Origin of the sequence: Kitasatospora sp. NPDC059747 (assembly GCF_042732955.1) — a bacterium.
GTDB lineage: Bacteria > Actinomycetota > Actinomycetes > Streptomycetales > Streptomycetaceae > Kitasatospora.
Genome location: NZ_JBHWGV010000005.1, coordinates 21,772 through 47,278, shown reverse-complemented (window position 1 = coordinate 47,278; position 25,507 = coordinate 21,772). Strand labels below are relative to the sequence as shown.

Genomic DNA, 25,507 nt, shown 5'->3' with positions numbered 1-25,507 from the left:
CCCGGGGGCGGCCGGCGGCGAACAAAAAACAGCTGACAGATAACAGATTTCAAACTCTGTTATCTGTCAGCTGTTATCTGTTATCTGTCACCCGTCAGCTGTCGGTACGTCAGCTACTCGGGCGCGGGGACGGGAGGGCGGCCGTGCCCGCGAGGAGGGGCCATTCGCGATGGAAGGGCGGCAGCGGGAGCTTGCCCTCGATGATCGGGGTGCCGAAGATCTTCAGGTGCGCGGTGAGCGCGCCGTTCAGGTCGATGCCGCCGACCACCGACCAGCTGCCCTGCGCCTGCGGGGTGCCGCCCGGAACGTCGGCGCTCAGCGAGCCCTCCGCCTTCGCGCTCAGGTAGGGCGCGACGGTGGTCTCCACGCCGACCGTGTCGTACAGGCCGACGCTGGCCTCGGCGCCGAGCGCGGCGCGAACCCCGGCCTTGCCGTTCAGCCGCAGGTGGACCGGGGAGACCTTGGTGTCGGCGGCGTCGCTGATCGGGGCCCAGCCCTTGCCGCCGGTGTAGTCGGCGCGCACCGACCACGTGCCGGTGGCCTCCTGCTCGGCCTCGACGTGGACCTGGCCGTCGGCGCTGATCTCCAGGTAGCAGGTGAGGCCGAGGTTGACCACGACGGGCAGGCCCGCGACGGTCAGCACCGGGCTCGCCTGGAGCTTGGCGAACGGCAGCCTTATGGGCGCCGCGCCGGTGCTGCGGGCGAGGTCGCCGGTGACCTTCCAGTGGGCGTTGGCCCCGAGGTCGAAGCCGATGGACGCCGTGCGCGGGCTGCCCGCGGCGGCGCCGTGGTAGGCGAAGTGGACGGCGGGGTGCAGCTGGAGGGAGCCGGTCGCCGCCACGCTCGCGCCCTCGGGCAGCGGGATCGGGGCGTTGACGTCGACCTCCAGCGTGCCGGAGGCGTCGGCCTGCACGCCGCCGGAGCCGGCGCCGACGGTCGCCTTGAGGTCCTTGACCAGCGGCGTCACCTTGATGCCATGCGGGTCGACGGCGACCTTGCCGTCCGCCTCGGTGCCGCCGAGCAGTTCGGCGAGCGTGGCCGGGCGGGTGGCGAGCTTGATGCTGTCGCCGGCGCCGGGCTGGACGCCGGTGACGGCGACGAGCGCGCCCTGGGGCGCGGCGGCGGTCGGCGGGCTGGCGATCAGCGCACCGGGCTGCACGGCGGCAGCGGCGCTCGCGGACGCGCTCGGCGAGGCCTTCGACGGCGCGGCCGACGGGGCGCTCGGGCTCGCGGTCGGCGCGGCCGTGCCCGGGGCAGCCGTGCCCGGGGCGGCCGACAGGACGGCCGTGCCGCCGGCCGGGTCGTACGCCGTGAGCTGGAGGTTCTTCGCGGTGGCGGTGACGGCGCCACCGTCCTTGCCCGGCGTGCCGATGGCGGCCTGCTGGGCTCCGGCGGGGGCCGCCGCGACGGTCGCGGCCGCCGTCGGGCGCCCGGTGGGCGCGGCGGCGGCCGTGGTGGCGCGGGCGCGAGGGGCGCCGGAGGTCGGGGCGACACCGGCCGGACCGGTGTCGGTCGCCGTGGCGGCGACGGGGGTAGCGGCCGGCTCGGTGGCGGCCTGGGGGGTACCGGTGGACGTCGGCCCGCACGCGGCGACCCCGGTCAGGACGAGGGTGAGGAGGGCGGGGCGGACGGCCCTGCCTATCGAGCTGTTGAACACGCGGCGCCATGTTACTGACGGGGAATAATTTTGTCGAAGACAGGCCAAGTCGGGTAAGGGGCCACTGGTTCGGCGGGCGGCTCGCCCCAGCCCACCTCAGCCCAGCCCAGCCCGGCTCAGCCCAGCCAGGCCCACCTCAGCCCAGCCGGGCCGCCGGCAGCCGGTCGGTGTCCAGCGGCCGGAGGTCCGCGGGCGCCGCGAGTTCCTCCAGGTAGTCGGCACGGGGCAGCGGCACCGCGCCGAGACTGCGCACGTGCGGGCCGTCCCACTGCGCGTCGAGGAGCCGGCCCCCGGCGGCGGTGAAGCGGGCGGCGAGGTCGGCGACGGCGACGCGGGCCGCGTCGGGCCGGCGGTGGAACATCGAGTCGAGGCTGAGGACGGGCCCGGCGGCGACGCCGAAGACCCCGCCGATCAGCTCCTCCCCCTCCCACACCTCGCCGCTGTGGGCGGCGCCGAGCGCGTGCAGCCCGGCCAGGCCGTCGAGCAACTCTGCGACCAGCCAGGCCGGTTGGCGCCCCTCGGCGCACCGCGCGAGGACCTCGCCGAAGGCCAGGTCGGCGCTGGTCCACCACCCGAGCCGGTTGCGCAGCCGGCGCGCGAGCCGCTGCCCGAGCCGGACCCCGCCGGGCCGGATGACGGGCCGGGGGTCGGGCGACCACCAGGCGACGGCGTACGGGTCGTCGCCGCCGAGCAGGGCGATCTCCCCCGCCTCGACGGCCTCCTCGAACCGCGCCTCGTTGTAAGCGATCGCGAACTCGTCGGCGGCCGGCAGGGGGAAGAGCCCGCACCGGTAGGCGGCGAGGATCTCCTCGGCCCCGAGCCCCGCCCCGAACGCCACCGGCCCGTCGCCGGGCGCGGCCCGCAGGTCCACCCCGGCGAAGGCGTTCACGCTCCCGCCCCCAGGTACCCGTCCGCCTCCAGCTGCCCGAGGTAGAGGTCGAGCAGTTCGGCGTCCACCGCCGGGAGCCGGATGCCGCTGCCCGCCAGCGCCGCCTCGGTGTGCGTCCGGTCGAAGCGCGGGAAGGTCGGCTGGAAGTACATCTCGCTGATCGACATCGCCGCTCCCGGGGCCCGGTCGACGAACAGCGGGACGAACGGGGCGATCGGGTGGGTCGGGTGCGCGGCGGCGTACCGGACGAGGCCCTGCACCCAGTCCCGGTACGGTATCGGGGCCACGGGGTAGCCGCGCACCCGGAGCCGTTCGGCGAGGTCGGAGAGGTCGGCGGGCAGGGGCGAGGTCACGTGGTACACCTCGCCGTCGGCGGGCGCGTGGGCGGCGATGTGGACGACCGCGCGGGCGAAGCGGTCGGCGGGGACGTAGTCGAGCGCGAGCCGCACGTCGGGGCAGGTGCCGCTGTCCGCCAGGTACTTGATGAGCGCGCACATCTCCGTCCCGTGGTTCATGACGCCGGTCGCCAGGTCCCCGGTGACGTCGTTGGTGCGCAGCACGGTGACGGGCAGTCCGGCCGCGGCGGCGTTGTGCAGCAGCTGTTCGGCCACCCACTTGCTCTCCACGTACCCGACGCCCAGCCGGTCCGGGTGCGCGAGCGGCGTCCGCTCGGTGACCTCGCGGATGCCGGCCGCGCCGAACCCGGCGATGACGGCGAGCGTGGAGAGGTAGTGCACGGGCACGCCCCGGCTGAGCCCGGCGAGGCGGACGACCTCGCGGGTGCCGCCGACGTTGGGGCCGCGCAGCTGGTGGTAGGGGTAGATGAAGTTGACCTGCCCGCCGAGGTGGTGGACGGCGTCCAGGTTCTGCGCCATCCAGTCGAACTGACGCTGCGTCAGGCCGAGAAGTGGTTCGCCGAGGTCGCCGACCACCGGCACGACCCGGGCGTCCGCCAGGTCGTGGCGCAGGAAGCGCTGCTGGGTGGCGCGCAGCCGTTCGAGGGCGTGTTCCTCGTCGGGGGCGCGGACCAGGCAGTGGATGCGGGCGCCGGTGGTGGCGAGCAGGGCGTTCAGCAGGTGGGCGCCGCAGAAGCCGGTGGCGCCGGTGAGCAGGATCTCGGCGGGTTCGGCGCGGCAGGGCGCGGGGCGCCAGGACTGGCCGACGGGGTGGCCGAGTTCGGCCTCGGCGGCCCAGTCGACGGCGGTCTCGCGGGAGCCGGTGCCGCCGGCCCGCGCGTCCCGTACGGCGGTGGCGAAGGCGCGCAGCGTGGCGTCGCGCAGGAGGGCGCGGGTGAGGGCGCGGATGCGGGTGACGTCGATGCCGAAGACGAGGCGGGCGCGGGCGAGCATCTCCATGGCGAGCAGGGAGGTGCCGCCGAGGGCGAAGAAGTCGTCGGCGGGGTGGACGAGTTCGACGTCGAGCAGTTCGGCCCACAGGTGTCCGACGGCGTCCTCGACCGCGCCGGCGGCGCCCGGCCCGGCGCCCGTTCCGGGGCTCGCGACGGCGCCCGCGGTGGAGTTCGTGACGGCGCCGCCGGTGACGGAGCTCGTGGTGGAGCTCGCGGTGGAGCTCCGGCCGGCCCCGCGCGCCTGCGGCTCGGCCTGCGGGAGGCGGCGGCGGTCGATCTTGCCGGCCGGGGTGAGCGGCATGGCGTCCAGCGGCACGAAGGAGGCCGGGACCATGTACGCGGGCAGCCGCTCGGCCAGGTAGGCGCGGAGGCCGTCGCGGCGCCCGCCGTCGGCGGCGGCGTGCTCGACGAGCGTGTAGTAGGCGGTGAGGCGGCGGGGGCCGCCGGCCGGGTCGCCGTCGGCGGCGACCCGGGCCTGCCGGACGTCGGGGTGGCCGGCCAGGACGGCCTCGATCTCCGCCGGGTCGACCCGGTAGCCGTGCACCTTGACCTGGTCGTCGAAGCGGCCGAGGATCTCCAGCTGCCCGTCGGCCCGCCAGCGTCCGGCGTCGCCGGTGCGGTACATCCGCTCGCCGGGGACGGCGGCGTACGGGTCGGGCAGGAACGATTCTGCGGTGAGCCCGGGGGCCCGCCAGTAGCCGCGGGCGAGGCCGGGCCCGCCGAGGTGGATCTCGCCCTTCTCGCCGGGCCGCACGGGGCTCATCCGGGCGTCGAGGACGTGCACCCGCACGCCCGGCAGCGGCCGGCCGATCGGTACCGGCGCCGCCGCCGCGGCCGCGCCGCCGTCCAGCACCGCGGGCGTCACCTCGCACAGCGTGGAGGTGACGGCCGCCTCGGTGACGCCGTACGCGTTGACCAGCCGGACGCCGGGCAGCCGCTCCAGGCAGGTGCGGCAGTCGTCGGCGTGCACGACGTCCCCGCCGACGACGAGCAGCCGCAGCGCCCGCGGCCCCGGCCCGCCGGCGGGGAGCAGCGCGAGCACGTGGTGCCAGTAGGCGGGGGTGAGGTCGGCGACGGCGAGGCCGAGTTCGCGCAGCCGGGCGACGAGTTCGAAGGGCGCCCAGGTGCGGCTGCCGCCGAGGACGAGGGTGGCACCGGAGAGCAGGGCGGCGAGCACCTGTTCGAGGGCGGTGTCGAAGCCGAGCGCGGCGAGCTGCAGGACGCGGTCGCCGGGGGTGAGGCCGTAGGCGTGGATGACGCGGTCGAGCGTGAAGACGAGCGAACGGTGCGTGACCGGGACGCCCTTGGGGGTGCCGGTGGTGCCGGAGGTGTAGATCAGGTAGGCGAGGTCGTCGGGGGCCGCGGCGTCGGGTACGGGGCCCTGCGCCGCCGGGCCGTCCACCGGGACGGTCTCCACCCCCGGCACGGCGCCGATCCCCACCCGTGCCCCGCAGTCCTCGACGAGCCGGGCCTGCCGCCGCTCCGGGTTGGCCGGGTCCAGCGGCAGGAAGGCCCCACCCGCCTTGAGCACCCCCAGCCACGCGACGACCAGGTCCGCGCCGCGCGGCAGGCAGACCGGCACGACCCGCTCCGCCCCGACGCCGCGGGCCTGCAGCGCGGCCGCCAGCCGGTCGCTGCGCCGGTCCAGTTCGCGGTAACTCAGCGTGGTGTCGTCGGCGATCACCGCGACCGCCTCCGGGTCGTGCGCGGCCCGCGCCCGGAACAGCCCGTGCACGGTGCCCGCGAAGCCGGCGGGCGGCCGGGCGGCGGCCTCATGGCCTCCCGGTCGCCCGGAGGCCGCGAACCCGAGGTCGTCCGGCCGCCATTCCCGCTCGACGTGCGCACGGCACTCGGCCCGCCCGGCCGGCCCGAAGACGCGCCGCCAGCCGCCCGGAACCGTCAAGTCGCCGGGCCAGATCGCATACTGACCGTTGTCATTGCGGACCACGGCGTGACGGCCGGGGCCCGCTTCCTTCGGTGCGCCCTGTGCGCTGTCGACTGCGTCGTCCACCGGCTTGACCTCGTGGTGTGGCGGCAGAATGCTGGGAGGTGCGACATTTCCGACTATACGCACTCACGGCACATTGGGAACGTCCGGTGGCGATCCGCCGGAAGTCCCGGCACCGGACGGGACCGGGCGCCCCAGGACCGGACGCCCGGCGACCGGGCGTCCGGCGACACGCGCGCCCCCGTCACGCGCTCCCGCCCGAGCGGCGGGGTGAAGTCGCGGAGGAGGTAGCCTCGTTGACACGCCGGCGACAACGCCTGATGGTCGGTTACCTGCTGTGGATGGTGGCCTTCGTCTCGGCCTACTACTCCGACCCCTCGCAGCGGATCGTCTGGTGGACGGGCATCGGGCTGGGCGGCGTGGCCGCCATCGTCATCGGTGTCCGCCTCAACCGCCCGTCCCACGCGCTGCCCTGGTACCTGCTGGCGCTCGCGAACCTCAGCTTCACCGCGGGCGAGGTCGTCCAGGCCGTCCAGTTGCAGATCCTGCACCTGAACAACCCGTTCCCGTCGGTGGCCGACGGCTTCTACCTCGCCGAGTTCGTGCTGTACGCGGCCGGCGTGCTCGGCTTCATCCGCTGGCGGACGGCCCATCAGGACCGCGCGGGCCTGCTGGACGCCCTGATCCTCACCATGGGCCTCGCCCTGCTCTCCTGGATCTACCTGATCCTCCCGTACGCCCGGAACGCCGACCTCGACTGGTTCCCGAAGGCCGTCTCCATCGCCTACCCGCTCGGCGACGTCGTCGTGCTCGCCCTGCTGCTGCGCCTGCTGACCCCGCGCGGCGGCAACAGCCGCTCCCTGCAGCTGCTCACCGTCGGCACCCTCGGCATCCTGACCTCGGACGTCCTGTACGGGCTGATCCAGCTGCACGGCACCTGGCGCATCGGCGGGCCGGTCGAACTCGGCTGGGCCGCCTTCTACACCGCGTGGGGCGCCGCCGCGCTGCACCCGTCCATGGTCGAGCTGACCCGGCCGGTGCCCACCCAGCAGCCCGACCTCGGGCGCGGCCGGCTCGCGCTGCTCACGCTCGCCTCGCTGATCGCCCCGGCGATCCTGATCATCGAGTCGCTGAACGGCAACACCAGCAACGCGGGCGTGATCGGCGCCTTCTCCGCCCTGCTCTACCTCCTGGTCCTGGCCCGCCTCGCGGTCGTCGTGGTGGCCCGCCGGCAGGCCGTCGGCCGCGAGCGCGCACTGCGCGTGGCCGGGGCCTCGCTCACCGCCGCCGTCACCGTCGAGGAGGTCGCCGACGCCGTCCAGGCCGCCGCCTCCACCCTGATGCCCGCCGAGGCCGGGCACGTCGCGCTGCTCGCCGTCACCGAGGGCGGCGTCCTGCACGTCCGGCACGCCGAGCGCGGCGCGGCCCGGCACACCGCCGCGGAGCACCCCGGGGGCCCGGACGAGGTGCTGGCGCTCGCCGCCTACCGCGAGACCCGCCTCCTGCCGGTCGAGGACATCGGCAGCGGCCTCGCCACCCGCCCCGACGGCATGCCCTCCGCGCTCCTGTGCCCGCTCACCCTCGCCGAACGCCCCTCCGGCGACCCGCTGATCGGCGCGCTCATCGTCACCGGCACCGAGCAGGAGCTCACCAGCCTGTGGGGCTCGCTGGAGATCCTCGCCGCCCAGGCGGCCCTGGCCGTCGAGCGCGTCATGCTGAGCCGGGAGATCATCCGCCGCAACAGCGAGCTGTACTTCCGCACCCTCGTGCAGAACGCGAGCGACGTCATCCTGATCCTCGACGCCGACGACGGCATCCGCTACGCCTCGTCCTCGGCCGAGCGCGTCCTCGGCTACCCGGACCTGGAGGGCACCCAGTTCACCGAGCTCGTGCCGCCGGAGGACAGCCGGGCCGTCGGCAAGGCGCTGGCCCGCATGCGCGGGCCCGCCGACCGGGCGGCGACGCACGAGCACGCCGGCGACCGGCCCCGCGAAGCCCACCGCGAGCAGCAGCGCGACCACCACTGGCGGCTGCTGCGCACCGACCGCACCCCCATCGAGGCCGAGGTCCGCCACACCGACCTCCGCAGCGACCCGACCGTCGGCGGCCTGGTGCTCACCCTGCGTGACGTCACCGACCAGCGCCGCATGGAGCGCGAGCTCACCCACCGCGCCTTCCACGACTCGCTCACCGGCCTCGCCAACCGCGTCCTGTTCCTGGACCGGGTCGGCCACGCGCTGTCGCGCGGCGAGCGCAGCGGCGCCGTCACCGGGGTCCTGTTCATCGACCTCGACGACTTCAAGGTGGTCAACGACACCCAGGGCCACGCGGTGGGCGACGAACTGCTGGTCGCCGTCTCACTGCGGGTCTCCACCGCGCTGCGCTCCTCCGACACCGCGGCGCGCCTCGGCGGCGACGAGTTCGCGGTGCTGGTGGAGGACGTGCTGCGCCCGGACGACGTCGACGCGATCGCCGAGGGCGTGCTGTCGGTGTTCGCCGAGCCGTTCAAGCTGAGCGCGGGCTCGGTGCGGGTGACGGCGAGCATCGGCGTGGCGACGACCGAGGACAGCGTGGACGCCGCCGAGCTGCTCACCCACGCCGACCTCGCGCTCTACTCGGCGAAGGCGGCCGGGCGCCGCCAGTCCTGCCACTACCAGCCGGCCTTCCAGGCCGGGCTGGTGGAGCGGCACGAGCTGAACGAGAACCTGGACACCGCGATCGCCGAGTCCGCGTTCAAGCTGTACTACCAGCCGATCGTCGACCTGCGCACCGGCGACCTGGTCTCCTTCGAGGCCCTGGTCCGCTGGCCGCACGACCGGCGCGGCATGGTGCTGCCCGACGAGTTCATCGCCCTCGCGGAGGAGAGCGGCCAGATCGTCCCGCTCGGCGCGTGGGTCCTCGAACGCGCCGCCCAGGAGGCCGCCGCGTGGCACGCGGTGAGCTCCGCCGCCCGCGCCGCCACCGGGCGGCCGCCGCTGCGCGTCAACGTCAACGTCTCCGCCCGGCAGTTCCGCGACGCGGGCTTCGTCGACGTCGTGCGGCACGCGGTCGCGACCTCCGGGATCGACCCGCGCACGCTCGTCCTGGAGCTCACCGAGTCGGTGCTGATGCGCCGCGACGAGCGCGTCCACGACGACATGACCACCCTCTCCGGTCTCGGCGTCGGCATCGCCATCGACGACTTCGGGACGGGCTACTCCTCGCTGTCCTACCTGCGCGAGTTCCCCATCTCGATCCTGAAGATCGACAAGTCGTTCATCGACGGCCTCGGCTCCTCGCAGCAGCAGTACGCCCTCGTCGAGGGCATCGCCCGGATCGCCGACACGCTCGGCGTCCAGGTGATCGCCGAGGGCATCGAGCACCCCGAACAGCGCGACCTGCTCGCCGCCATGGGCTGCCCGCTCGGCCAGGGCTACCTCTTCGCCCACCCGCTCACCTCCGAGCAGGCGCGAGCGCTCGTGCGCACGACGACGAACGAGCCTGCGCAGCCGGGAGCCCGCTAGGACACTCCCGAGCGCCACGGCACTAGGCGGTGAACGCGGTGCGCAGCGCTGCGGCGAGGGCGGTCAGGAGCGGCAGGGTCGGCGCGGCGTGGCCGGCCTCGATCGCACGGATCTGACGCGCCGTCAACTTCGTTTGCTCCGCCAGGTCTTCGACGGAGATCCCGAGGGCGGTGCGGCGCTCGCGGACCGCGTGGGCGAGGTCTGCGGCCGGGTCGCCGGCCGGGTGGGCGGGGAAGTCCTCGATCGGGCGTCTCGGCTTGCTCACGGCGTCTCCTCGTCGGCACGCGTCGTCGGCACGCGCACGCACGGCGGTTCGGCGCACAGCGTGGCACACCGCCGGGTCCGGGCGTTCGAAGCGGCGGTCAAGAATTCTTGACCGCCGCTTGGGAGTTCGGGCACTTGACGGCCCGGCCGCCGCTTCCGCCGAGCGGATCACGGGCGGCCCCGGAACCGCGCGACGCCACCCGGCCGCCGACGCGCCCCCGGGCGCCGTACCCGTCGCCGCCAGTGCGCCCTTACCGTGGCAGAACGGGCTGCGCGCGCTCAGGAGGCCACTGTGGACGGGGAGTTGCTCTGCGGGGAGACGTACGCCGACGGCTGCGGGCGGGCGCTCGCCGCGCCCGCCTGGTGTCACGAGGGCGAACGCCCGGCCCTGCGGGACGGCCTGCCCGACGAGGTGCTGCGCACCCTGGCGGCGAGCACCTCGTCGGCCGTCCGCCTCGCCGTCGCCCGGTACGCGACCGCACCGGCCGACGTCGTCGACCGGCTCGCCACCGACCGCCACGAGGCCGTCCGCGTCCACGCGGTGACCCGCACCCGCTCCGAACGCGCCCTGTACCAGGCCGCCCTGCGCGGCAGCCGGCCGGTGCGCAACGCCGCCGCGGGCAACCCGCACACCCCCGCCGCCGCGCTGCAGCGCCTCGGCGGCGACCCGGACGTGGAGGTGCGGATCTCGGTCGTCACCAACCCGGCCGCCCCGCCCGCACTCGTCGACGCGGCCGTCCGCGACCCCCACCGGTACGTCCGCTGGTGGGCCCTCGCCCGCACCACGGACGCCGCCCTCCTCCGCACCGCCGCGGCCTCCGCCTACCGGCGCGAACGCGAGTGGGGCGCCGGCAACCCGCACTGCCCGCCCGATGTCCTGGCCAGGCTCGCCCGCGACCGCAGCCCGCGCGTCCGCGCCCGGGTCGCCGCCAACCCGGCCTGCCCCGCCCACCTGCGCCTCCAACTGGCCGAGGACGCCGACCGGTAGAGGTCCGCTCCCGGCCGATCCGAAAGACACGCCCCGGTGCCGTGGCCGGATAGGCTCGGCCCATGCTGCTCCGGCACCTCATCGGCTGGCCGATCTTCCTCGTCGGCCTGGGCCTCCTCGCCCACTCCCGCAACGTCCCCCGCGCGAAGACGGCCGCCGGCGGCAGCGACTGGCGCTGGGCCCTGCCCGGGTTCGTCGTCGCCATGGCCGGAATGGTCGTCATCGGCTGAGCGCCGCCGGCTCAGACCGCCGCGGGCTGGGTGCCGGACGTGCCGCCGGACCGGGTGGTCGTGGGCAGGGTCGGGGGCGCGGTGCTGCCGGCCGTGGAACCGAGGGTGCGTTCGGCCTTGGCCACGGCGGTGCGGTACTGGAAGGACGCCTCCTGGGAGCCCGCGTCCTGGCGCTGGAAGAAACCGAAGACCATCGCGACCGTGCCGAAGCGCTCGATGCCGATGTAGGCGTTGAGCTGGACGCCGGCCAGGGTGCCGTCGAGGCGGACGGCGGGGGCGTCGGGGCGGTCGCCGAGAGTCACGGGGGCGACGGTGAAGCTCACCGAGTCCTCGGTGCCCGCGTTGAAGGTGATCTGGTGGCAGGTGCGGAACGCGTCGGTGGCGGTGTTGAAGTCGGTGGTGAGCTTGCCCGCGTCCTCGGCGGTGAGGTTCTCGGTCACCATCGGGTTGCCGTCCTCGCCGTCGAGTTCGGCCTCGACGTGCGGGCTCCCGGGCGTCGGGGTGGCGTCCGCGTGCATGTTGATGAGCGCGCTGAGGGCGTCGCAGCCGCTGGCCGGGGAGGGGTTCTCGCCGGGGGCGGGGCTGCTGGTGGTGGGGACCTCGGTGTAGCCGGGGCCGACGTCGTCGACGGTGAGCAGCGCCGCCTTGAGCTGGTCGGCCGTGGGGAGGTCCTGCGCCGGCGCCGCGGCGGCCAGGTGCGCCGGGCCTAAGACGACCGCCGCGACGAGCGCTGCGGCGGTGAGGGCGTGGAGCGGCCTGGAGTGAGACATGCGGGCCCCCGGTCGAGAGTTCGGGCAGGGACAGGCCACCAGTGTCCCACCGGGGTCGGCGGGGAGCGCGCGGGGACGGAAAGCCGCAGGTCAGTCGGCCGGCAGCGCGTCCAGGGTCGCGGTGAGCCACTCCACCCAGAACGTCTCCAGACCGATGCCGGCCCGCAGCACGGCGTGCTGGAGCCGGTTCTCGTCGTCGGCGCGTTCGGCCGGGAAGTCGTGCTGCTCGATCCGCAGGTAGTCGGCCAACTGCGCCTGGTGAAGAGCGAGATGCCGCCGGAGCTCGGCGTCGAGACCGGCGGAGCCGACGACGGCCGCGGCGCGCAGCCGCAGCAGCAGCGGTTCGCGGACGGCCCGCGGGTCGGAGCCCTCGGCCGTCCAGCGTTCGAGCTCGGCGCGGCCGGCCGCCAGCACCTCGTACTCCTTCTTCTGGCCGCGGGCCGGGCCGGCCTGCGGGAGGGCCCGGATGTGTCCGGAGGCCTCCAGCCGGCCCAGCTCGCGGTAGATCTGCTGGTGGGTCGCGGGCCAGAAGAAACCGATCGACTTGTCGAAGCGCCTGGTCAGCTCCAGTCCCGAGGAGGGTCTCTCCAGCAGGGCGGTGAGGATGGCGTGGGGCAGCGACATGCGGTCGATCCTAGGGGCCGTTCGCGACTACAGCGCCGCCGCCAGCTCGGTGCCCTGCTTGATGGCCCGCTTGGCGTCGAGTTCGGCGGCCACGTCGGCGCCGCCGATCAGGTGCGGGGTGCGGCCGAGGGCGCGCAGCTCGGCGTCGAGGTCGCGGCGCGGTTCCTGGCCGGTGCAGAGCACGACGGTGTCGACGGGCAGGAGCTGGCGCTCGCCGTCGATGGTGACGTGCAGTCCGGCGTCGTCGATGAGGTCGTAGGTGACGCCGGCGACCATCTTGACGCCGCGGTGCTTGAGTTCGGTGCGGTGGATCCAGCCGGTGGTCTTGCCGAGTCCGGCGCCGACCTTGGTGGTCTTGCGCTGGAGCAGGTGCACCTGGCGCGGGGGCTTGGGCTGCTCGGGCCGGCGCAGGCCGCCGCGCTCCCGGTACTCCGCGTCGATGCCCCACTTGGCCTGGAAGGCGGGCGGGTTGAGGCTGGCGGCGTCGCCCTGGTCGGTGAGGTACTCGGCGACGTCGAAGCCGATGCCGCCGGCGCCGAGGATCGCGACGCGCTCGCCGACGTGGGCGCCGTCGCGCAGGACGTCGAGGTAGCCGACCACGCTGGGGTGGTCGACGCCGGGGAGGTCCGCGGGGGTGCGGGGGGTGACGCCGGTGGCGAGGACGATCTCGTCGAAGCCCTCGGCGGTGAGCTGTTCGGCGGTGACGACGGCGCCGAGGCGCTGGGTGACGCCCAGCTCGGCCAGCCGGGTGCGGTAGTAGCGCAGCGTCTCGTCGAACTCCTCCTTGCCGGGGATGCGGCGGGCGATGTTCAGCTGCCCGCCGATCGCGTCGGCCGCGTCGAACAGCGTGACGTCGTGGCCGCGTTCGGCGGCCGAGACGGTGAACGCGAGCCCGGCCGGGCCGGCCCCGACGACGCCGATGCGCTTGCGGAGCTTGGTCGGCGAGAGCACGAGCTCGGTCTCGTGGCAGGCGCGCGGGTTGACCAGGCAGGAGGTGATCTGGAGGTTGAAGGTGTGGTCGAGGCAGGCCTGGTTGCAGCCGATGCAGGTGTTGATGGAGTCGGCGCGGCCGTCGGCGGCCTTGGCGACGAAGTCGGCGTCGGCGAGCAGCGGGCGGGCCATCGACACCAGGTCGGCGTAGCCGTGGGGGGGCCGGGGGGCGGCCGGGGCCGGGGGCGCCCGCCGGGGGGCGGGCGCCCGCGGGGTGTCCCGTGGGGGGCGAGAGAGTGTGTGGGGCGGTTCGGGGGGGGGGCGCGCCGGGGGGGGCGCCCCCCCCGCCCCCGGGGGGGGGCCCCCCGGCCCCCCCCCCCCCCCCCCCATCTCCGGGGTGTTGATGCGGTTGGTGGTGACGAGCGGGATGCCGACCGAGCCCATCACCTTCTTGGTGACCCACGCGAAGCCGCCGCGCGGCACCGAGGTGGCGATGGTGGGGATGCGGGCCTCGTGCCAGCCGATGCCGGTGTTGATGATGCTCGCGCCGGCCGCCTCGACGGCCTGGGCGAGCTGCACGACCTCGGCGAGGGTGGAGCCGCCGGGCACGAGGTCGAGCATGGAGAGGCGGTAGACGATGATGAAGTCCTCGCCGACCCGCTCGCGGACCCGGCGGACGATCTCGACCGGGAAGCGCATCCGCCGCTCGTACGGCCCGCCCCACTCGTCCTCGCGCCGGTTGGTGGCCGCGACGACGAACTCGTTGATCAGGTAGCCCTCGGAGCCCATGATCTCGACGCCGTCGTAGCCGGCGCGGCGGGCGAGCTCGGCGCAGCGCACGAAGTCCTCGACGGTCTGCTCGACCTGCTCGGCGGTGAGCGCGTTCGGGACGAACGGGCTGATCGGCGCCTGGAGCGCGCTGGGGGCGACGAGGTCGCGGTGGTAGGCGTAGCGGCCGAAGTGGAGGATCTGCATCGCGATCCTGCCGCCGGCCGCGTGCACGGCGTCGGTGACGACGCGGTGCTTGTCCGCTTCCTCCTCGGTGGTGAGCATCGCGCCGCCCTCCCAGGGGCGCCCGGCCTCGTTGGGGGCGATGCCGCCGGTGACGATCAGGCCGACGCCGCCGCGGGCGCGCTCGGCGTAGAAGGCGGCCATGCGGTCGAAGCCGTCGGGGGCCTCCTCCAGGCCGACGTGCATCGAGCCCATCACCACGCGGTTGGGCAGGGTGGTGAAGCCGAGGTCGAGCGGGCTGAGCAGGTGGGGGTAGGGGCTGCCGGGCGTGGCGCTCATCGACGTCTCCTGGAGGGCGGGGGTGCTCTGGTTACCGCAGGGTAGGGGACGCCCGGAGCCATGTGCAACTAGTTGCATAATGGCGCGGCGGTATCGTCCTGGCACGGGCAACGCCGGAGCAGTCGAATCATTCGAAGCAGTCGGGCAATCGGATGCACAGGAGGGGACGGACATGAGGGGTGGCTCGATCGCCGTGGTCGGCGGCAGCATCGCCGGAAGCGCCTTCGCCCGGGCGGCGGCCCGGCAGGGGGCCGAGCAGGTCGTGGTCCTGGAGCGCAGTCCGGGCCTGCTGGAGGACCGCGGCGTCGGCCTCTGCATGCAGGACGCCCGCTTCACCGAGCTCGTCGACGCCGGGCACGTCCCGGCGGACGTCCGCCGCCACCGCCTCGCCCTGCGCCGCTGGGTCACCCGCGACGACACGCCGGGCGGCGACGCGCGCGGACGGCGGCTGTGGACCCAGCCGTTCGAGTTCCACTCGTTCCACTGGGGCGTGCTCTGGCAGTCCCTGCGCGCACGGACGCCCGCCAACGTCGAGTTCCGCCTCGGCACGACGGTCACGGAGGTCGGCGACGGCGACGGCGACGGCGCCTGGGTGGCCGACGGCCACGGGGGCCGCGAGCCGTACGACCTGGTGATCGGCGCGGACGGCTACCGCTCGGCGGTCCGCGAGGCCGTCTGCCCGCAGGTGGGACCCGAGTACGCCGGGTACGTGTGCTGGCGCGGCAGTTACGACGCCACGCTGCTGGAACAGCTGCCCGGCGGGGCGCGGGCCTGGCCGGAGGAGGAGTGCGCGACGGTCTGCTACCCGGGCGGCCAGGTCGTGCTCTACCGCATCCCGGGCGTCGACCCCGGCACCACCCAGGTGAACTGGGTCTTCTACGCACCCACCCCCGACTGGCTGCGCCTGAGCGGCCCGACCAGCATCCCGGCGGGCGCGCTGGACGCCGGGCGCGCGGACGAACTCGCCGAGCTCGCCGAACGGCGGCTGCCGCCGTACTGGGCTGCCGTGGTCACCCTGACCCCGCCGGAGCGCACCTTCCTCCAGCCGATCTACGACCTCGCGACCCCGCGGCGCACGGCCGGGCGCCTGCTGCTCGCCGGCGACGCCGCCACGGTCGTGCGCCCGCACAACACCAGCGGCGCGGTGAAGGCCCTCCAGGACGCGCACGCCTTCGAGGAGGCAGTGCGCGGCGCCGACGGTTCGTGGACCGCCGCACTGTCCGTCTACGAGCGCGAACGGGGCACGGCGGGGCTGGAGTTGGTGGACCTGGGCCGCCGGCTCGGCGCGGCGCAGGTCGTCGACGCGCCGGACTGGTCGGCCATGGACGAACCCGCGATGGCCGACTGGTGGCACCGACAGGTCACCGGCAGCGGGGGTTTCGGCGGCAGCCCCCTCGGCTCACGGCCGGGGACCTGAACGAACGCGGACGAGCGGGCCGCGCATGTCGCGCGGCCCGCTCGGCACACCGCCTGGGCCCGTGAAGACGGGCCGGACGGTCAGACGTTGACGCCGTAGTCGCTCGCGATGCCGCGCAGGCCGGAGGCGTAGCCCTGGCCTATCGCGCGGAACTTCCACTCGCCGCCGTTGCGGTACAGCTCGCCGAAGACCATCGCGGTCTCGGTGGAGGCGTCCTCGCTCAGGTCGTAGCGGGCGATCTCCTGCCCGTTGGCCTGGTTGACGACGCGGATGAATGCGTTGCGGACCTGCCCGAAGTTCTGCATGCGGGCGTCGGCGTCGTAGATCGACACCGGGAAGACCACCTTCGCCACGTCGGCGGGCACCCGGGCCAGGTCGACCTTGATCTGCTCGTCGTCACCGTCGCCGCCACCGGTCAGGTTGTCGCCGCTGTGCTCGACCGAACCCTCCGGGCTGCGCAGGTTGTTGAAGAACACGAAGTGCTGGTCCGACACGACCTTGCCGAGGGCGTTGCAGAGCAGCGCGCTGGCGTCCAGGTCGTAGTCCGCACCGGTGGTGGTCCGGACGTCCCAGCCGAGCCCGATGATCACGGCGCTCAGACCGGGCGCCTCCTTGCTCAGCGAGACGTTGCCGCCCTTGGCCAGCGAAACTCCCACGATTCCCTCCTCGGATCTCTCCCTGCCGAGGAATCTACAACACTGTAGAGATCACGAGAATCCACCTGCGGTCGCTGCCGACCCCCGGCTTTTCTCAGGGACGCGCGCGGGAACCGGCCGCGGCCCGCGCAGCTCCGCGACCACCGGGTTTCCAGCGGCCGGCCCGGTTTCCACGCGGACGGGCCGGGTTTCCACGCGGACGGGCCCGGCTTCCGCACGGACGGGCCCGGCCGGGGCGGCCGACCTACACTGGCCGTGCGGGCGGGGCGCCCCGCCCCGCGACCGCGCGGGAGGATCCGATGCGCCAGCGGCACAGCTTCCACCTCGACCAGGCCGGCCACTCGGTCACCGTCAACGTCCGCTCCGGCTGGATCACCGAGACCGAACTGCTGGTGGACGGCAAGGAGTGCGCGTTCCACCGCGTGCACGGGCACGGCTCCTACCCGCTGACGCTGGCCGGACAGCTCGCCGAGGAACCGCCGGTGCCGCTCGCCGTGCGGCTGGACCGCACGGGGGTCGCGGAGCATCCGCTCACGTGCGTGCTGGAACTGGCCGGGGCGGCGCGGGCGATGCCGGAGCGGGTCGGACGCTGAGCCGCGCGCCCGGCTTGCCCGGGATACTACGGAACCGTAATATCCGGAAACGTGACGTCCGATCCCGAACCCCCCGAGGCCGCCGAGCCCGGCGCCCTCGACGCTCACGGCGCCCTCGACGCTCCTGACACCCACGGCGCTCCCGGCGCCTCCGCGCTGCTCGCGCTCCAGCGGGCCACCCACGCCACGCTCCAGCTGCTGGCCGCCGAACTGGCCGTCCTCGGCCTCACCGCCTCCGAGATCAACGCGCTCGCCAACCTCTCCGACGGGCGGGCCCGGACGGCCTCCGAGCTGGGCGCCGCCGTCGGCACCCGGCCGACCACCCTGACCGGGGTGCTCGACCGCCTGGAGCAGCGCGGCCACATCACCCGCGGCGCCCGCGCCGGCGACCGCCGCTCGGTCCTGGTCGAGCTCACCGCCTCCGGCCGGCAGGCCGCCGACACCGTCCGGCGGACCGTGACCGGCCTGGAGCACCGCGCGCTCCGCGACCTCACCCCCGCACAGGTGGACGGCTTCCACGCCGTGCTCCTGGCCCTGACGAAGGCTTCCGCATGACCCCGCACGACACCCCGCACACTCCCGCCGCACCCGCGTCCATACCGGCGTCCACACTGGCGGCGGCGCCCGAACCCGCCGCCGCACCAGCCGAGTTCACCGCCCTGATGCAGGAGGTGACGGCCGGCGCCGAGCGCTTCGACCACCGCCGGCACGTCCACCTCACCTGGCTCGCCGTCCGGCGGCACGGCCGCGCCGCGGCGCTCACCCTGGTCGCCGACGGCATCCGGGCCACCGCCACCCGGGCCGGGGCGCCGCAGAAGTTCCACGTGACGATGACCCGGGCCTGGGTCGAGCTGGTCGCTCGACACGCCACCGACGACGAGGACTTCACCGCCTTCGCCGACCGCCACCCCGACCTGTTCGACAAGGGGCTGCTCGCCCGCCACTACCGGCCCGGGACGCTCGCCGACGACCGCGCCCGGACCGAGTGGGTCGAGCCCGACCTCAAGCCCTTCGACCGCCAGCCTTCCTGACGCTCCGTCAGCTTTCCTGGCACTCCGTCAGGATCTCCTCGACGGCCTTCGCCGCCCGCCCCGCGTCCTCCGCCACCAGGCCGATCCTGGTCCGGCGGTGGAGCACGTCCGCCACGTCCAGCGCGCCCTCGTGGGTCACGGCGTAGGCGATCTCCGCGCGCGTCACGTCGATCCCCTCGGCGACCGGCGTGAGCTCGCCGGCCTCCAGCACCTCCGCCGCAGCGCCGCCGTGGCGGGCGAGCAGCGAGGCGGGCACACCGCGCTCCGGGAGCGGGCGGCTGTCGCGGTGCCCGGGGGCGCCGACCAGCGGCAGCCGGGCCGTCCAGCACGCCCGCGCCGGGAGGCCGCGCAGGCGGACGGCGGCGTCCACCGCGTCCTCGGCCATCCGCCGGTAGGTGGTGAGCTTGCCGCCGACCACCGTGACCATCCCCGACGGGGACTCCAGCACCGCGTGCTCGCGGGAGATGTCGGCCGTGCTCCCGCCCCCGGTGTCGATCAGCGGGCGCAGCCCGGCGTAGGCGCCGCGGACGTCCGCCCTGGTCAGCGCGGTACTCAGGGCCGCGTTGACGGTGTCGAGGAGGAAGCCGATCTCGCCGTCCGTCGGCACCGGCTCGTCCGGGATCGGGCCCGGCGCGTCCTCGTCGGTGAGGCCGATCGCGACCCGCCCGAGCTGCTGCGGCAGTGCGAAGACGAAGCGGCTGGTCGAGCCGGGCACCGGCACGGTGAGCGCGGCCGTCGGGTGGCCGAGCGCGGCGGCGTCGACCAGGACGTGGGTGCCGCGGCTGGGGCGCAGCCGGATCGACGGGTCCACCTCGCCCGCCCACACGCCGGTGGCGTTGATCACGGCGCCGGCGCGGATCGTCAGTTCGTGGCCGCCGACCGTGTCGACCAGCCGGGCCGAGCCGCCGGTGACGTCCTCGGCGCGGACCCGGGTCAGCACCGTCGCGCCGTACTGCGCGGCCGTCCTGGCCAGCGCGAGCACCAGCCGTGCGTCGTCCACGAGTTGGCCGTCGTGCGCGACGAGTGCGCCGCGCAGCCCGGCCGTCCGGACGCCCGGCACCAGGCGGCGGGTCCGCTCGGCGTCGATCCGGCGCATCCGGGGCAGCAGCGCGCCCGGCGTGCCGGCGCTCAGCCGCAGCGCGTCGCCGGCGTGGAAGCCGGCGCGGATCAGCGCGCCCTGCCCGGGGCGCAGCAGGTCCGGGAGCAGCAGCACGAGCTGGGGCAGTGCCCGGATGAGGTGCGGCGCGGTGCGGGTCATCAGCACCCCGCGCTCGACGGCGCTCTCGCGGGCCACGCCGATCCGCCCGGAGGCGAGGTAGCGCAGGCCGCCATGCACCAGCTTGGAGCTCCAGCGGCTGGTGCCGAACGCGAGGTCGCGGGACTCGACGAGGACCGTGCGCAGGCCGCGCGCGGCGGCGTCCAGGGCCACGCCGGCGCCGGTGACGCCGCCGCCGATCACCAGCAGGTCGACCTGCGGCCGGTCGGCGAGCGCGTCCAGCTCCACCGCCCGCCTGATGCCGTTGAGCCGGCTCGACCCCGCGAAGGGGCCCGCGGCCGGCGTGGAGGGAGTGGAGGGAGGCGTCATGGCGCGAGGTATCCGTTCAACGCTCGGGCCAGTTCGCGCCGCCAGGCCGCCTCGGGGAGCAGGGAGGCGACCATGCGGTGCGACTGGACGGTGGACTGGGCGATCAGGAGCACCATGGCGGCCAGTTCGAGCGGCTCGCCGGCCCGGATCGAGCCGTGCGCCTGGCCCTGCTCGATGCCGGTGCGCAGCGCCTCCAGGAGGCCGCGCTGGCTGGCGCCGAGCCGTTCGACGACGTACTCCAGGAGCAGGTCGGAGTCGTCCGAGTGCAGCAGGGCCCCGAGCACCGGGTGGTCGCGCAGGCGGACGGCGACCTCGACGACGCGGTCGACGAAGGTCTCGCGGTCGTGCACGTCCAGCACGTCGCCCTCCTGGGTGGCCACCAGGATCTCCCGGGTGAGCAGCGCGCCGATCACCGCCTTCACGTCCGGCCAGCGCCGGTAGACGGTCGGCCGGCTGACCCCGGCGCGGCGGGCGATCTCGGCCAGCTGCGTCCGGCGCACGCCGAGGTGGACGATCAGCTCGGCGGCGGCGTCGAGGATCGCGTCGTCGGTGCTGCGCGACTGCGGGGCGTCCTGGGAGGCCGGGGAGCCGGCGTTACTACTTGACATGATGTGTGAAACTGTAACGCATGGCACCTGAGACGCAAGCGGGCCCGGCCGACGCCGCGCTGCCGCTCCCCCCGATGAAGTGGGACGCCTGGGGCGACCCGGCCCTCGCCAAGGAGCTGTCCGCGGACATCAAGGGACTGCTCGCGGCCGCCCTCGGCGTCACCGGCGACGCCGAGCCCGGCCCCACCGCCGACGAGGTCCGCCTGCGCCCCTCCCGGCTCACCGACGCCGACCTCAAGGCGCTCGCCGCCGCCGTCGGCGAGGCGCACGTGAGCGCCGCCGACGCCGACCGCCTCCCCCGCGCCGGTGGCAAGTCCACCCCCGACCTGCTGCGCCGCCGCAGCCGCGAGCCGCAGGACGCGCCCGACGCCGTCGTGCTGCCCGGCAGCGAGGACGAGATCGCCGCCCTGCTCGCGCTGTGCGCCGAACGCCGCATCGCCGTCGTGCCGTTCGGCGGCGGCACCAGCGTGGTCGGCGGCCTCGACCCCGAGCGCGGCGGGCTGAACGCCGTCGTCTCGCTCGACCTGCGCCGCTTCGACCAGCTGCTCGACCTCGACGAGACCTCGGGCGAGGCCCTCCTCGGCGCCGGCCTCACCGGCCCGGCCGCGGAAGCGCTGCTCGCCGAGCGCGGCCACGAACTCGGCCACTACCCGCAGAGTTTCCGCTTCGCGACCATCGGCGGCTTCGCGGCCACCCGCTCCTCCGGCCAGGACTCGGCCGGCCACGGGCGCTTCGACGACATGGTCCGCGGGCTGCGCGTCGTCACCCCGGTCGGCGTGCTGGACCTCGGCCGCGCCCCGGCCTCCGCCGCCGGCCCCGACCTGCGCGAGCTCTTCCTCGGCTCGGAGGGCGCCCTCGGCATCATCACCGCCGTCCGGGTCCGCGTGCACCCGCTGCCCGCCGTGAAGGCCTACGAGGCCTGGAGCTTCCCCGACTTCGCGACCGGCGCCGCCGCCCTGCGCGCCGTCGAGCAGCAGGGCACCGGACCGACCGTCATCCGGCTCTCCGACGAGGCCGAGACCATGGTCAACCTGGCCATGACCGAGCAGATCGGCGGCTCGCCCGCGGTCAGCGGCTGCCTCGCCGTCACCGTCTTCGAGGGCACCGCGGAGCAGGTCGCCGCCCGGCACCGGCTCACCCGCGAGGTGCTCCTCGCGGCCGGCGGCACCTCGCTCGGCGAGGCCCCCGCCCGCGCCTGGGAGCACGGCCGCTTCAACGCCCCCTACCTGCGGGACTCCCTGCTCGGCGCCGGCGCGCTCTGCGAGACCCTGGAGACGGCGACGAACTGGAGCCGCCTGCCGCGGCTGCGGAGCGCCGTCACCGAGGCGCTCACCACCGCGCTGCCCGGCGCGCTCGTGCTCTGCCACATCTCGCACGTCTACCCGACCGGCGCCTCGCTCTACTTCACCGTCGTCGCCGCCCTCGGCGAGGACCCCCTCACCCGGTGGGGCGCCGCCAAGCACGCGGCCTGCGACGCGATCGTCGCGGCGGGCGGCACCATCACCCACCACCACGCCGTCGGCGCCGACCACCGGCCCTGGATGACCGAGGAGATCGGCGAGTTGGGCGTGCGGATCCTGCGCGCGGTCAAGGCCGAGCTCGACCCGGCGGGCATCCTCAACCCGGGCAAGCTGATCCCGTGACGGCGCGCGCGCCGAGAACCGTCGCGCTGCTGGCCAACCCGGCGGCGGGCGCGGGACACGCCGCGCCCGCCGCCGAGCGGGCCGTCGCCCGGCTGCGGGCGCTCGGCGTCGAGGTCGAGCGCCACTCCGGGCGCGACGCCGAGGACGCCGCCCGCCTCGCCCGCGAGGCCGTCGCGGGCGGGGCCGACGCGCTCGCCGTGGTCGGCGGGGACGGCATGGTCAACCTCGCGCTCCAGGCCGTCGCCGGCACCGCCGTCCCGCTCGGGGTCGTCCCCGCGGGCACCGGCAACGACCACGCCCGCGAGTACGACCTGCCGCGCGACGCCCCCGAGGCCGCCGCCGACGTCATCGCCGCCGGGCGGACCCGCACCGTCGACCTCGGCCGGATCACCGGCCCGGACGGGACGGCCCACTGGTTCGGCTCCGTCCTCGCCACCGGCTTCGACTCCCTGGTCAGCGACCGCACCAACCGCCTGCGCTGGCCGCGCGGCCGGATGCGCTACAACCTCGCCATCCTCGCCGAGTTCGCCAACCTGCGCCCGCTGCCCTTCCGCATCACCCTCGCCGACGGCACCGTCATCGAGCGCGACCTCACCCTGGCCGCCGTCGGCAACACCCGCAGCTACGGCGGCGGCATGCTCATCTGCCCCGCCGCACTCCCCGACGACGGCCTGCTCGACGTCACCCTCGTCGCCGCGATGCCCCGGCTGCGGATCGCCCGCTTCTTCCCGACGGTCTTCAAGGGCACCCACGTGCACCACCCCGAGGTGGAGACCCACCGCACCCCGTCCCTGCGGATCGAGTCCCCCGGCATCACGTCCTACGCCGACGGCGAGTTCATCGCCCCGCTGCCGGTCGAGGTCACCGCCGTCCCGAACGCCCTGCGCCTGCTGGTTCCGTAACGCACCATTCGTTGCCCGCCCACCACTCGGTCCCGCCGATCGCGGCCGCCCAGTGGTCCATCACCCGCTCGACCACCGCGCCACCGGCCGACCGCGCCACCGTCACCGTCACCACGACGAACCGCCCATCGGCCGGGGCCTCGGCGTCGTCGCCCACCGGTCAGCCCACCAGTCGTTTGCGCCAGGTCAGCGGGCGTATCTCGATCGCACGGGCGGCGTCGCCGTTCCACACGGCCGGCAGGCCGGCGTCCGCGAGGGCGGCCACCACCTCGTGGCCGACGGCGGTCGTGGTGAGCCGGGAGCCGTCGAAGCCGCCGTAGAGGAGCGAGAGGCCGTGGCCGCGGGCGGCCGACTCCGTGCACTGGGTGTGGAAGTAGACGTAGCCCCGGGCGTCGGACGCGCCCTCGGCGCCGATCTCGGCCTCGCCGCAGGTGCGGCAGCAGGTGAAGTGCTCGCGGGCCGTGATGCCCTCGGCGTCCAGGGCGGCGAAGGCGCGGGCGAGGCGTTCCGGGTCCGTCTCGCCGACCCAGCCGGTCTGCTCGCCGACGCGCTCCAGCCACAGCCGGTCGGCCAGCTGCTCGGCCTGCTCGCGGGAGACCGGACGGCTGCCCGGGGAGAGCAGGTACTCCTCGGCCTCCTCGGCCAGCGCGGCGCGGGTGGTGTAGCCGCAGGCCAGGGTGAGGCGCAGCCGCTCCTCCAGGTCGCGGCGCTCGCCGGCCGGCAGGTCGAGCGGGGGCACGGGCTCGGGCGCCGGGCCCGTGCCGAGCGGCTTCCAGTCCAGCCCCTCGCCCCAGCCGGGCTCACGGCGCGCCCAGCCCAGCATGGCGGCGACGACCGGCTCCGGCCGGTCGAGCGTGACCTCGTAGTGCCGGTCGGCGGAGCCGTCCCGGTGCTCCAGGGAGTAGTCGCCGCCCTCGGCGTGCCAGACCTGGATGTAGACGTCGGGCAGGTCGGGCACCCGCTGGACGACGACGAAGTTGTCCCCGTCCGCGCCCAGCCGCCCGACCAGCGCGCCGAGGGCGTCCGCACCCGCCCCGACGTGCCGTGTCCCGTCGTTCTCCTGCACCGTGATCGCCAACATGGGGCCACCCTGGCACACGCCACCGACAACGCCGCTGACGGTCGGTCAGCGCGGGGCCTGCCCCCGGCCGGGCGCTCACACGCCCCGGGTCGCCTTGATGCGCCCCTCTCCGATCGCGGCCACCAGTTCCGCGTGGTCGAGCTTCGTGCGGTCCGCGTACAGCACCGCGAAGTCGGCGATCGCCTCCGCGAAGGTGTCGGCCGCGCCGAGGTAGCCCGCGATGGCGAGCCGGTCGCCGGTGCGGGCGTGGGCGCGGGCGAGGGTGCGGCCGCACAGGTCGGCGTAGGCGCGCAGGCCGGCCGGGGCCATGTCCGCGACGTCCGCCGTGCCCTTCATGTCGCGCAGCTGGCGGGCGTAGAAGTGCCGCCCGGCCGGGCCCGTGGTCCAGCCGAGGAAGATGTCGCTCGCCGCCTGCATGAGGTGCTGGCCGGTGACGACGCGCCGCCCGCCGTGGTGTGCGGCGACCTCGGCGTCCACCCGCGTCGCCGGCAGGTGGTCCTCCAGCACCGAGCGCCCGGCCTCCTTGAGCTGGAGGAACAGCGGGTCGCGCCCGTCCCGGCCCTCCAGCAGGACGACGTAGCAGCGGGTGCCGACGCTGCCCACGCCGACCACCTTCACCGCCGCGTCGACGAAGCGGAAGCGGTCGAGCAGGACCCGGCGGTCCTCGGCGAGGGTGGCCCGGTAGTCGCTGTACACCTTGCCGACGGAGCGCAGTTCGGTCTTCGACACCGGCTCGATCAGCGGCGGCGCGCTGACGATGCGCCGCCGTCCGTCCCGCTCCTCGGTGAGCTTGCCGAAGGCCTGCAGGCTGGTGCGGCGCCGGGCGGCGGCGAGGTCCGCCTCGACCCGCCGGCGCTGCTTGCCCCGGTGCACCAGCGGCAGCAGGTCGGCGCTGTCGATCCGGCTGTACCAGACGTCGAGCTCGCGCAGCCCGGCCAGCCGGCGCAGCGCGGCGGCGTAGCCCAGGGCGGCGCTCAGCGCGGCCCGGCGCACGCGCTCCTCGTCGTGCCCGTTGTCGCGGGCGGCGACGGCGACGCTGGCGGCGAGGCGCTTGACGTCCCACTCGAAGGGCCCCGGGTACGTCTCGTCGAAGTCGTTGACGTCGAAGAGCAGGGCACGCTCCGGCGAGGCGTACAGGCCGAAGTTGACCAGGTGGGCATCGCCGCAGAGCTGGACGGTCAGGCCGGTGTCGGGCCCGGCCGCGAGGTCGGCGGCCATCACGGCGGCGGCGCCGCGCAGGAATGTGAAGGGGGTGGCGGCCATGCGGCCGTAGCGGATCGGCAGCAGCCGCGCGACCCGGTCCTCGCCCTGCCGCTCCAGCACCGCGACCGGGTCGGGCCGGTCGGCGGCGGGGATCCAGCGGCCGTGGGCGGAGCGGGAGACCCGCTCGCGGGCGGCCCGGCCCTGGCGGCGGCGTTCGGCGGGCGTGGTCATGCGCGGCTCCTCGGTCGGCCTCGGCGGGTACCCCTCCGGGCGACGCTAGGCGACGGCCGCCGGAGGGCGCACCGCGCGCCCTCCGGCGCTGCGCCGAACGGATGATCCCCCGGTTC

Annotated in this window: 21 protein-coding genes; 9 read left to right on the top strand and 12 right to left on the bottom strand. The window is 75.3% G+C overall.

Annotation, left to right across the window (positions count from 1 at the left end; all coding sequences use genetic code 11):
- Nucleotides 1-109: 109 nt before the first annotated feature.
- From ACFV4G_RS03680 to ACFV4G_RS03670, 3 genes are all read right to left on the bottom strand, one after another.
- Complete coding sequence (locus tag ACFV4G_RS03680) at nucleotides 110-1,657, bottom strand: hypothetical protein (protein ID WP_380436057.1); 1,548 nt, start codon at nucleotides 1,655-1,657, stop codon at nucleotides 110-112.
- Between the two features lie 136 nt (nucleotides 1,658-1,793).
- Nucleotides 1,794-2,546, bottom strand: coding sequence for a leucyl/phenylalanyl-tRNA--protein transferase (locus tag ACFV4G_RS03675; RefSeq protein ID WP_380436055.1), 753 nt, complete (start codon nucleotides 2,544-2,546; stop codon nucleotides 1,794-1,796).
- Nucleotides 2,543-5,905: an amino acid adenylation domain-containing protein gene (locus ACFV4G_RS03670; protein WP_380436053.1), complete on the bottom strand. Its 3,363-nt coding sequence runs from the start codon at nucleotides 5,903-5,905 to the stop codon at nucleotides 2,543-2,545. The genes ACFV4G_RS03675 and ACFV4G_RS03670 overlap by 4 nt, the downstream gene beginning before the upstream one ends.
- Before the next feature lie 233 nt (nucleotides 5,906-6,138).
- On the opposite strand from ACFV4G_RS03670, the gene ACFV4G_RS03665 reads away from it, so the two are divergent.
- The gene (locus ACFV4G_RS03665; RefSeq protein ID WP_380436051.1) at nucleotides 6,139-9,345 is read left to right on the top strand and encodes a putative bifunctional diguanylate cyclase/phosphodiesterase; all 3,207 of its coding nucleotides are present in this window, start codon (nucleotides 6,139-6,141) and stop codon (nucleotides 9,343-9,345) included.
- Between the two features lie 22 nt (nucleotides 9,346-9,367).
- Here ACFV4G_RS03665 and ACFV4G_RS03660 read toward each other — a convergent pair whose 3' ends face one another.
- Nucleotides 9,368-9,610 carry a helix-turn-helix domain-containing protein gene (locus tag ACFV4G_RS03660; RefSeq protein WP_380436049.1) on the bottom strand — a complete coding sequence of 81 codons (243 nt, stop codon included), beginning with the start codon at nucleotides 9,608-9,610 and terminating at the stop codon, nucleotides 9,368-9,370.
- Between the two features lie 291 nt (nucleotides 9,611-9,901).
- Here ACFV4G_RS03660 and ACFV4G_RS03655 point away from each other — a divergent pair, with 291 nt between their 5' ends.
- Nucleotides 9,902-10,597: a hypothetical protein gene (locus ACFV4G_RS03655; RefSeq protein ID WP_380436047.1), complete on the top strand. Its 696-nt coding sequence runs from the start codon at nucleotides 9,902-9,904 to the stop codon at nucleotides 10,595-10,597.
- A 62-nt stretch (nucleotides 10,598-10,659) separates the two neighbouring features.
- A complete protein-coding gene (locus ACFV4G_RS03650) occupies nucleotides 10,660-10,827 on the top strand; it encodes a hypothetical protein (RefSeq protein WP_380436045.1) in 168 nt (55 codons plus the stop codon).
- Between the two features lie 11 nt (nucleotides 10,828-10,838).
- Here ACFV4G_RS03650 and ACFV4G_RS03645 read toward each other — a convergent pair whose 3' ends face one another.
- The 3 genes from ACFV4G_RS03645 to ACFV4G_RS03635 form a co-directional block, all read right to left on the bottom strand.
- Nucleotides 10,839-11,597, bottom strand: coding sequence for a hypothetical protein (locus tag ACFV4G_RS03645; protein WP_380436043.1), 759 nt, complete (start codon nucleotides 11,595-11,597; stop codon nucleotides 10,839-10,841).
- Nucleotides 11,598-11,687: 90 nt separating this feature from the next.
- On the bottom strand, nucleotides 11,688-12,221 hold the full coding sequence (locus ACFV4G_RS03640) for a PadR family transcriptional regulator (RefSeq protein WP_380436041.1): 534 nt from the start codon (nucleotides 12,219-12,221) through the stop codon (nucleotides 11,688-11,690).
- A 27-nt stretch (nucleotides 12,222-12,248) separates the two neighbouring features.
- Nucleotides 12,249-14,441: an FAD-dependent oxidoreductase gene (locus tag ACFV4G_RS03635; protein ID WP_380436039.1), complete on the bottom strand. Its 2,193-nt coding sequence runs from the start codon at nucleotides 14,439-14,441 to the stop codon at nucleotides 12,249-12,251.
- Between the two features lie 172 nt (nucleotides 14,442-14,613).
- Between ACFV4G_RS03635 and ACFV4G_RS03630 the strand changes: the two genes are divergently transcribed.
- Nucleotides 14,614-15,858, top strand: coding sequence for a monooxygenase (locus tag ACFV4G_RS03630; RefSeq protein WP_380436037.1), 1,245 nt, complete (start codon nucleotides 14,614-14,616; stop codon nucleotides 15,856-15,858).
- 80 nt (nucleotides 15,859-15,938) lie between these two features.
- Here the strand turns inward: ACFV4G_RS03630 and ACFV4G_RS03625 are convergent, their stop codons facing one another.
- The gene (locus ACFV4G_RS03625; protein ID WP_329930832.1) at nucleotides 15,939-16,514 is read right to left on the bottom strand and encodes a TerD family protein; all 576 of its coding nucleotides are present in this window, start codon (nucleotides 16,512-16,514) and stop codon (nucleotides 15,939-15,941) included.
- Between the two features lie 299 nt (nucleotides 16,515-16,813).
- Between ACFV4G_RS03625 and ACFV4G_RS03620 the strand changes: the two genes are divergently transcribed.
- From ACFV4G_RS03620 to ACFV4G_RS03610, 3 genes are read left to right on the top strand one after another with little or no spacing between them, the layout of a single operon-like run.
- A complete protein-coding gene (locus tag ACFV4G_RS03620; protein ID WP_329930833.1) occupies nucleotides 16,814-17,107 on the top strand; it encodes a hypothetical protein in 294 nt (97 codons plus the stop codon).
- A 51-nt stretch (nucleotides 17,108-17,158) separates the two neighbouring features.
- On the top strand, nucleotides 17,159-17,662 hold the full coding sequence (locus ACFV4G_RS03615; RefSeq protein WP_380436035.1) for a MarR family winged helix-turn-helix transcriptional regulator: 504 nt from the start codon (nucleotides 17,159-17,161) through the stop codon (nucleotides 17,660-17,662).
- Nucleotides 17,659-18,138, top strand: coding sequence for a hypothetical protein (locus ACFV4G_RS03610; RefSeq protein WP_380436033.1), 480 nt, complete (start codon nucleotides 17,659-17,661; stop codon nucleotides 18,136-18,138). Before ACFV4G_RS03615 ends, ACFV4G_RS03610 begins: the two co-directional genes overlap by 4 nt.
- 7 nt (nucleotides 18,139-18,145) lie before the next feature.
- On the opposite strand, the gene ACFV4G_RS03605 is transcribed toward ACFV4G_RS03610, so the two are convergent.
- Entirely contained in the window at nucleotides 18,146-19,723 is a 1,578-nt protein-coding gene (locus ACFV4G_RS03605) for a glycerol-3-phosphate dehydrogenase/oxidase (protein WP_380436031.1), read from the bottom strand.
- Entirely contained in the window at nucleotides 19,720-20,331 is a 612-nt protein-coding gene (locus ACFV4G_RS03600; protein WP_380436029.1) for a TetR/AcrR family transcriptional regulator, read from the bottom strand. The genes ACFV4G_RS03605 and ACFV4G_RS03600 overlap by 4 nt, the downstream gene beginning before the upstream one ends.
- A gap of 20 nt (nucleotides 20,332-20,351) precedes the next feature.
- Here ACFV4G_RS03600 and ACFV4G_RS03595 point away from each other — a divergent pair, with 20 nt between their 5' ends.
- Nucleotides 20,352-21,974: an FAD-binding oxidoreductase gene (locus ACFV4G_RS03595; RefSeq protein WP_380436027.1), complete on the top strand. Its 1,623-nt coding sequence runs from the start codon at nucleotides 20,352-20,354 to the stop codon at nucleotides 21,972-21,974.
- Entirely contained in the window at nucleotides 21,971-22,876 is a 906-nt protein-coding gene (locus ACFV4G_RS03590) for a diacylglycerol kinase (protein WP_380436025.1), read from the top strand. The genes ACFV4G_RS03595 and ACFV4G_RS03590 overlap by 4 nt, the downstream gene beginning before the upstream one ends.
- A gap of 160 nt (nucleotides 22,877-23,036) precedes the next feature.
- Here the strand turns inward: ACFV4G_RS03590 and ACFV4G_RS03585 are convergent, their stop codons facing one another.
- On the bottom strand, nucleotides 23,037-23,957 hold the full coding sequence (locus ACFV4G_RS03585) for a DUF6891 domain-containing protein (RefSeq protein ID WP_380436023.1): 921 nt from the start codon (nucleotides 23,955-23,957) through the stop codon (nucleotides 23,037-23,039).
- A 75-nt stretch (nucleotides 23,958-24,032) separates the two neighbouring features.
- Nucleotides 24,033-25,391, bottom strand: coding sequence for a DUF2252 domain-containing protein (locus tag ACFV4G_RS03580; protein WP_380436021.1), 1,359 nt, complete (start codon nucleotides 25,389-25,391; stop codon nucleotides 24,033-24,035).
- Between the last annotated feature and the right edge of the window lie 116 nt (nucleotides 25,392-25,507).

What these genes read in the sequence shown, in the direction of transcription:
- ACFV4G_RS03650 (WP_380436045.1), top strand. Translation starts at nt 10,660, where the DNA reads ATGCTGCTCCGGCACCTCATCGGCTGGCCGATCTTCCTCGTCGGCCTG.
- ACFV4G_RS03645 (WP_380436043.1), bottom strand. Translation starts at nt 11,597, where the DNA reads ATGTCTCACTCCAGGCCGCTCCACGCCCTCACCGCCGCAGCGCTCGTC.
- ACFV4G_RS03640 (WP_380436041.1), bottom strand. Translation starts at nt 12,221, where the DNA reads ATGTCGCTGCCCCACGCCATCCTCACCGCCCTGCTGGAGAGACCCTCC.
- ACFV4G_RS03635 (WP_380436039.1), bottom strand. Translation starts at nt 14,441, where the DNA reads ATGAGCGCCACGCCCGGCAGCCCCTACCCCCACCTGCTCAGCCCGCTC.
- ACFV4G_RS03630 (WP_380436037.1), top strand. Translation starts at nt 14,614, where the DNA reads ATGAGGGGTGGCTCGATCGCCGTGGTCGGCGGCAGCATCGCCGGAAGC.
- ACFV4G_RS03620 (WP_329930833.1), top strand. Translation starts at nt 16,814, where the DNA reads ATGCGCCAGCGGCACAGCTTCCACCTCGACCAGGCCGGCCACTCGGTC.
- ACFV4G_RS03610 (WP_380436033.1), top strand. Translation starts at nt 17,659, where the DNA reads ATGACCCCGCACGACACCCCGCACACTCCCGCCGCACCCGCGTCCATA.
- ACFV4G_RS03605 (WP_380436031.1), bottom strand. Translation starts at nt 19,723, where the DNA reads ATGACGCCTCCCTCCACTCCCTCCACGCCGGCCGCGGGCCCCTTCGCG.
- ACFV4G_RS03600 (WP_380436029.1), bottom strand. Translation starts at nt 20,331, where the DNA reads ATGTCAAGTAGTAACGCCGGCTCCCCGGCCTCCCAGGACGCCCCGCAG.
- ACFV4G_RS03595 (WP_380436027.1), top strand. Translation starts at nt 20,352, where the DNA reads ATGGCACCTGAGACGCAAGCGGGCCCGGCCGACGCCGCGCTGCCGCTC.
- ACFV4G_RS03585 (WP_380436023.1), bottom strand. Translation starts at nt 23,957, where the DNA reads ATGTTGGCGATCACGGTGCAGGAGAACGACGGGACACGGCACGTCGGG.
- ACFV4G_RS03580 (WP_380436021.1), bottom strand. Translation starts at nt 25,391, where the DNA reads ATGACCACGCCCGCCGAACGCCGCCGCCAGGGCCGGGCCGCCCGCGAG.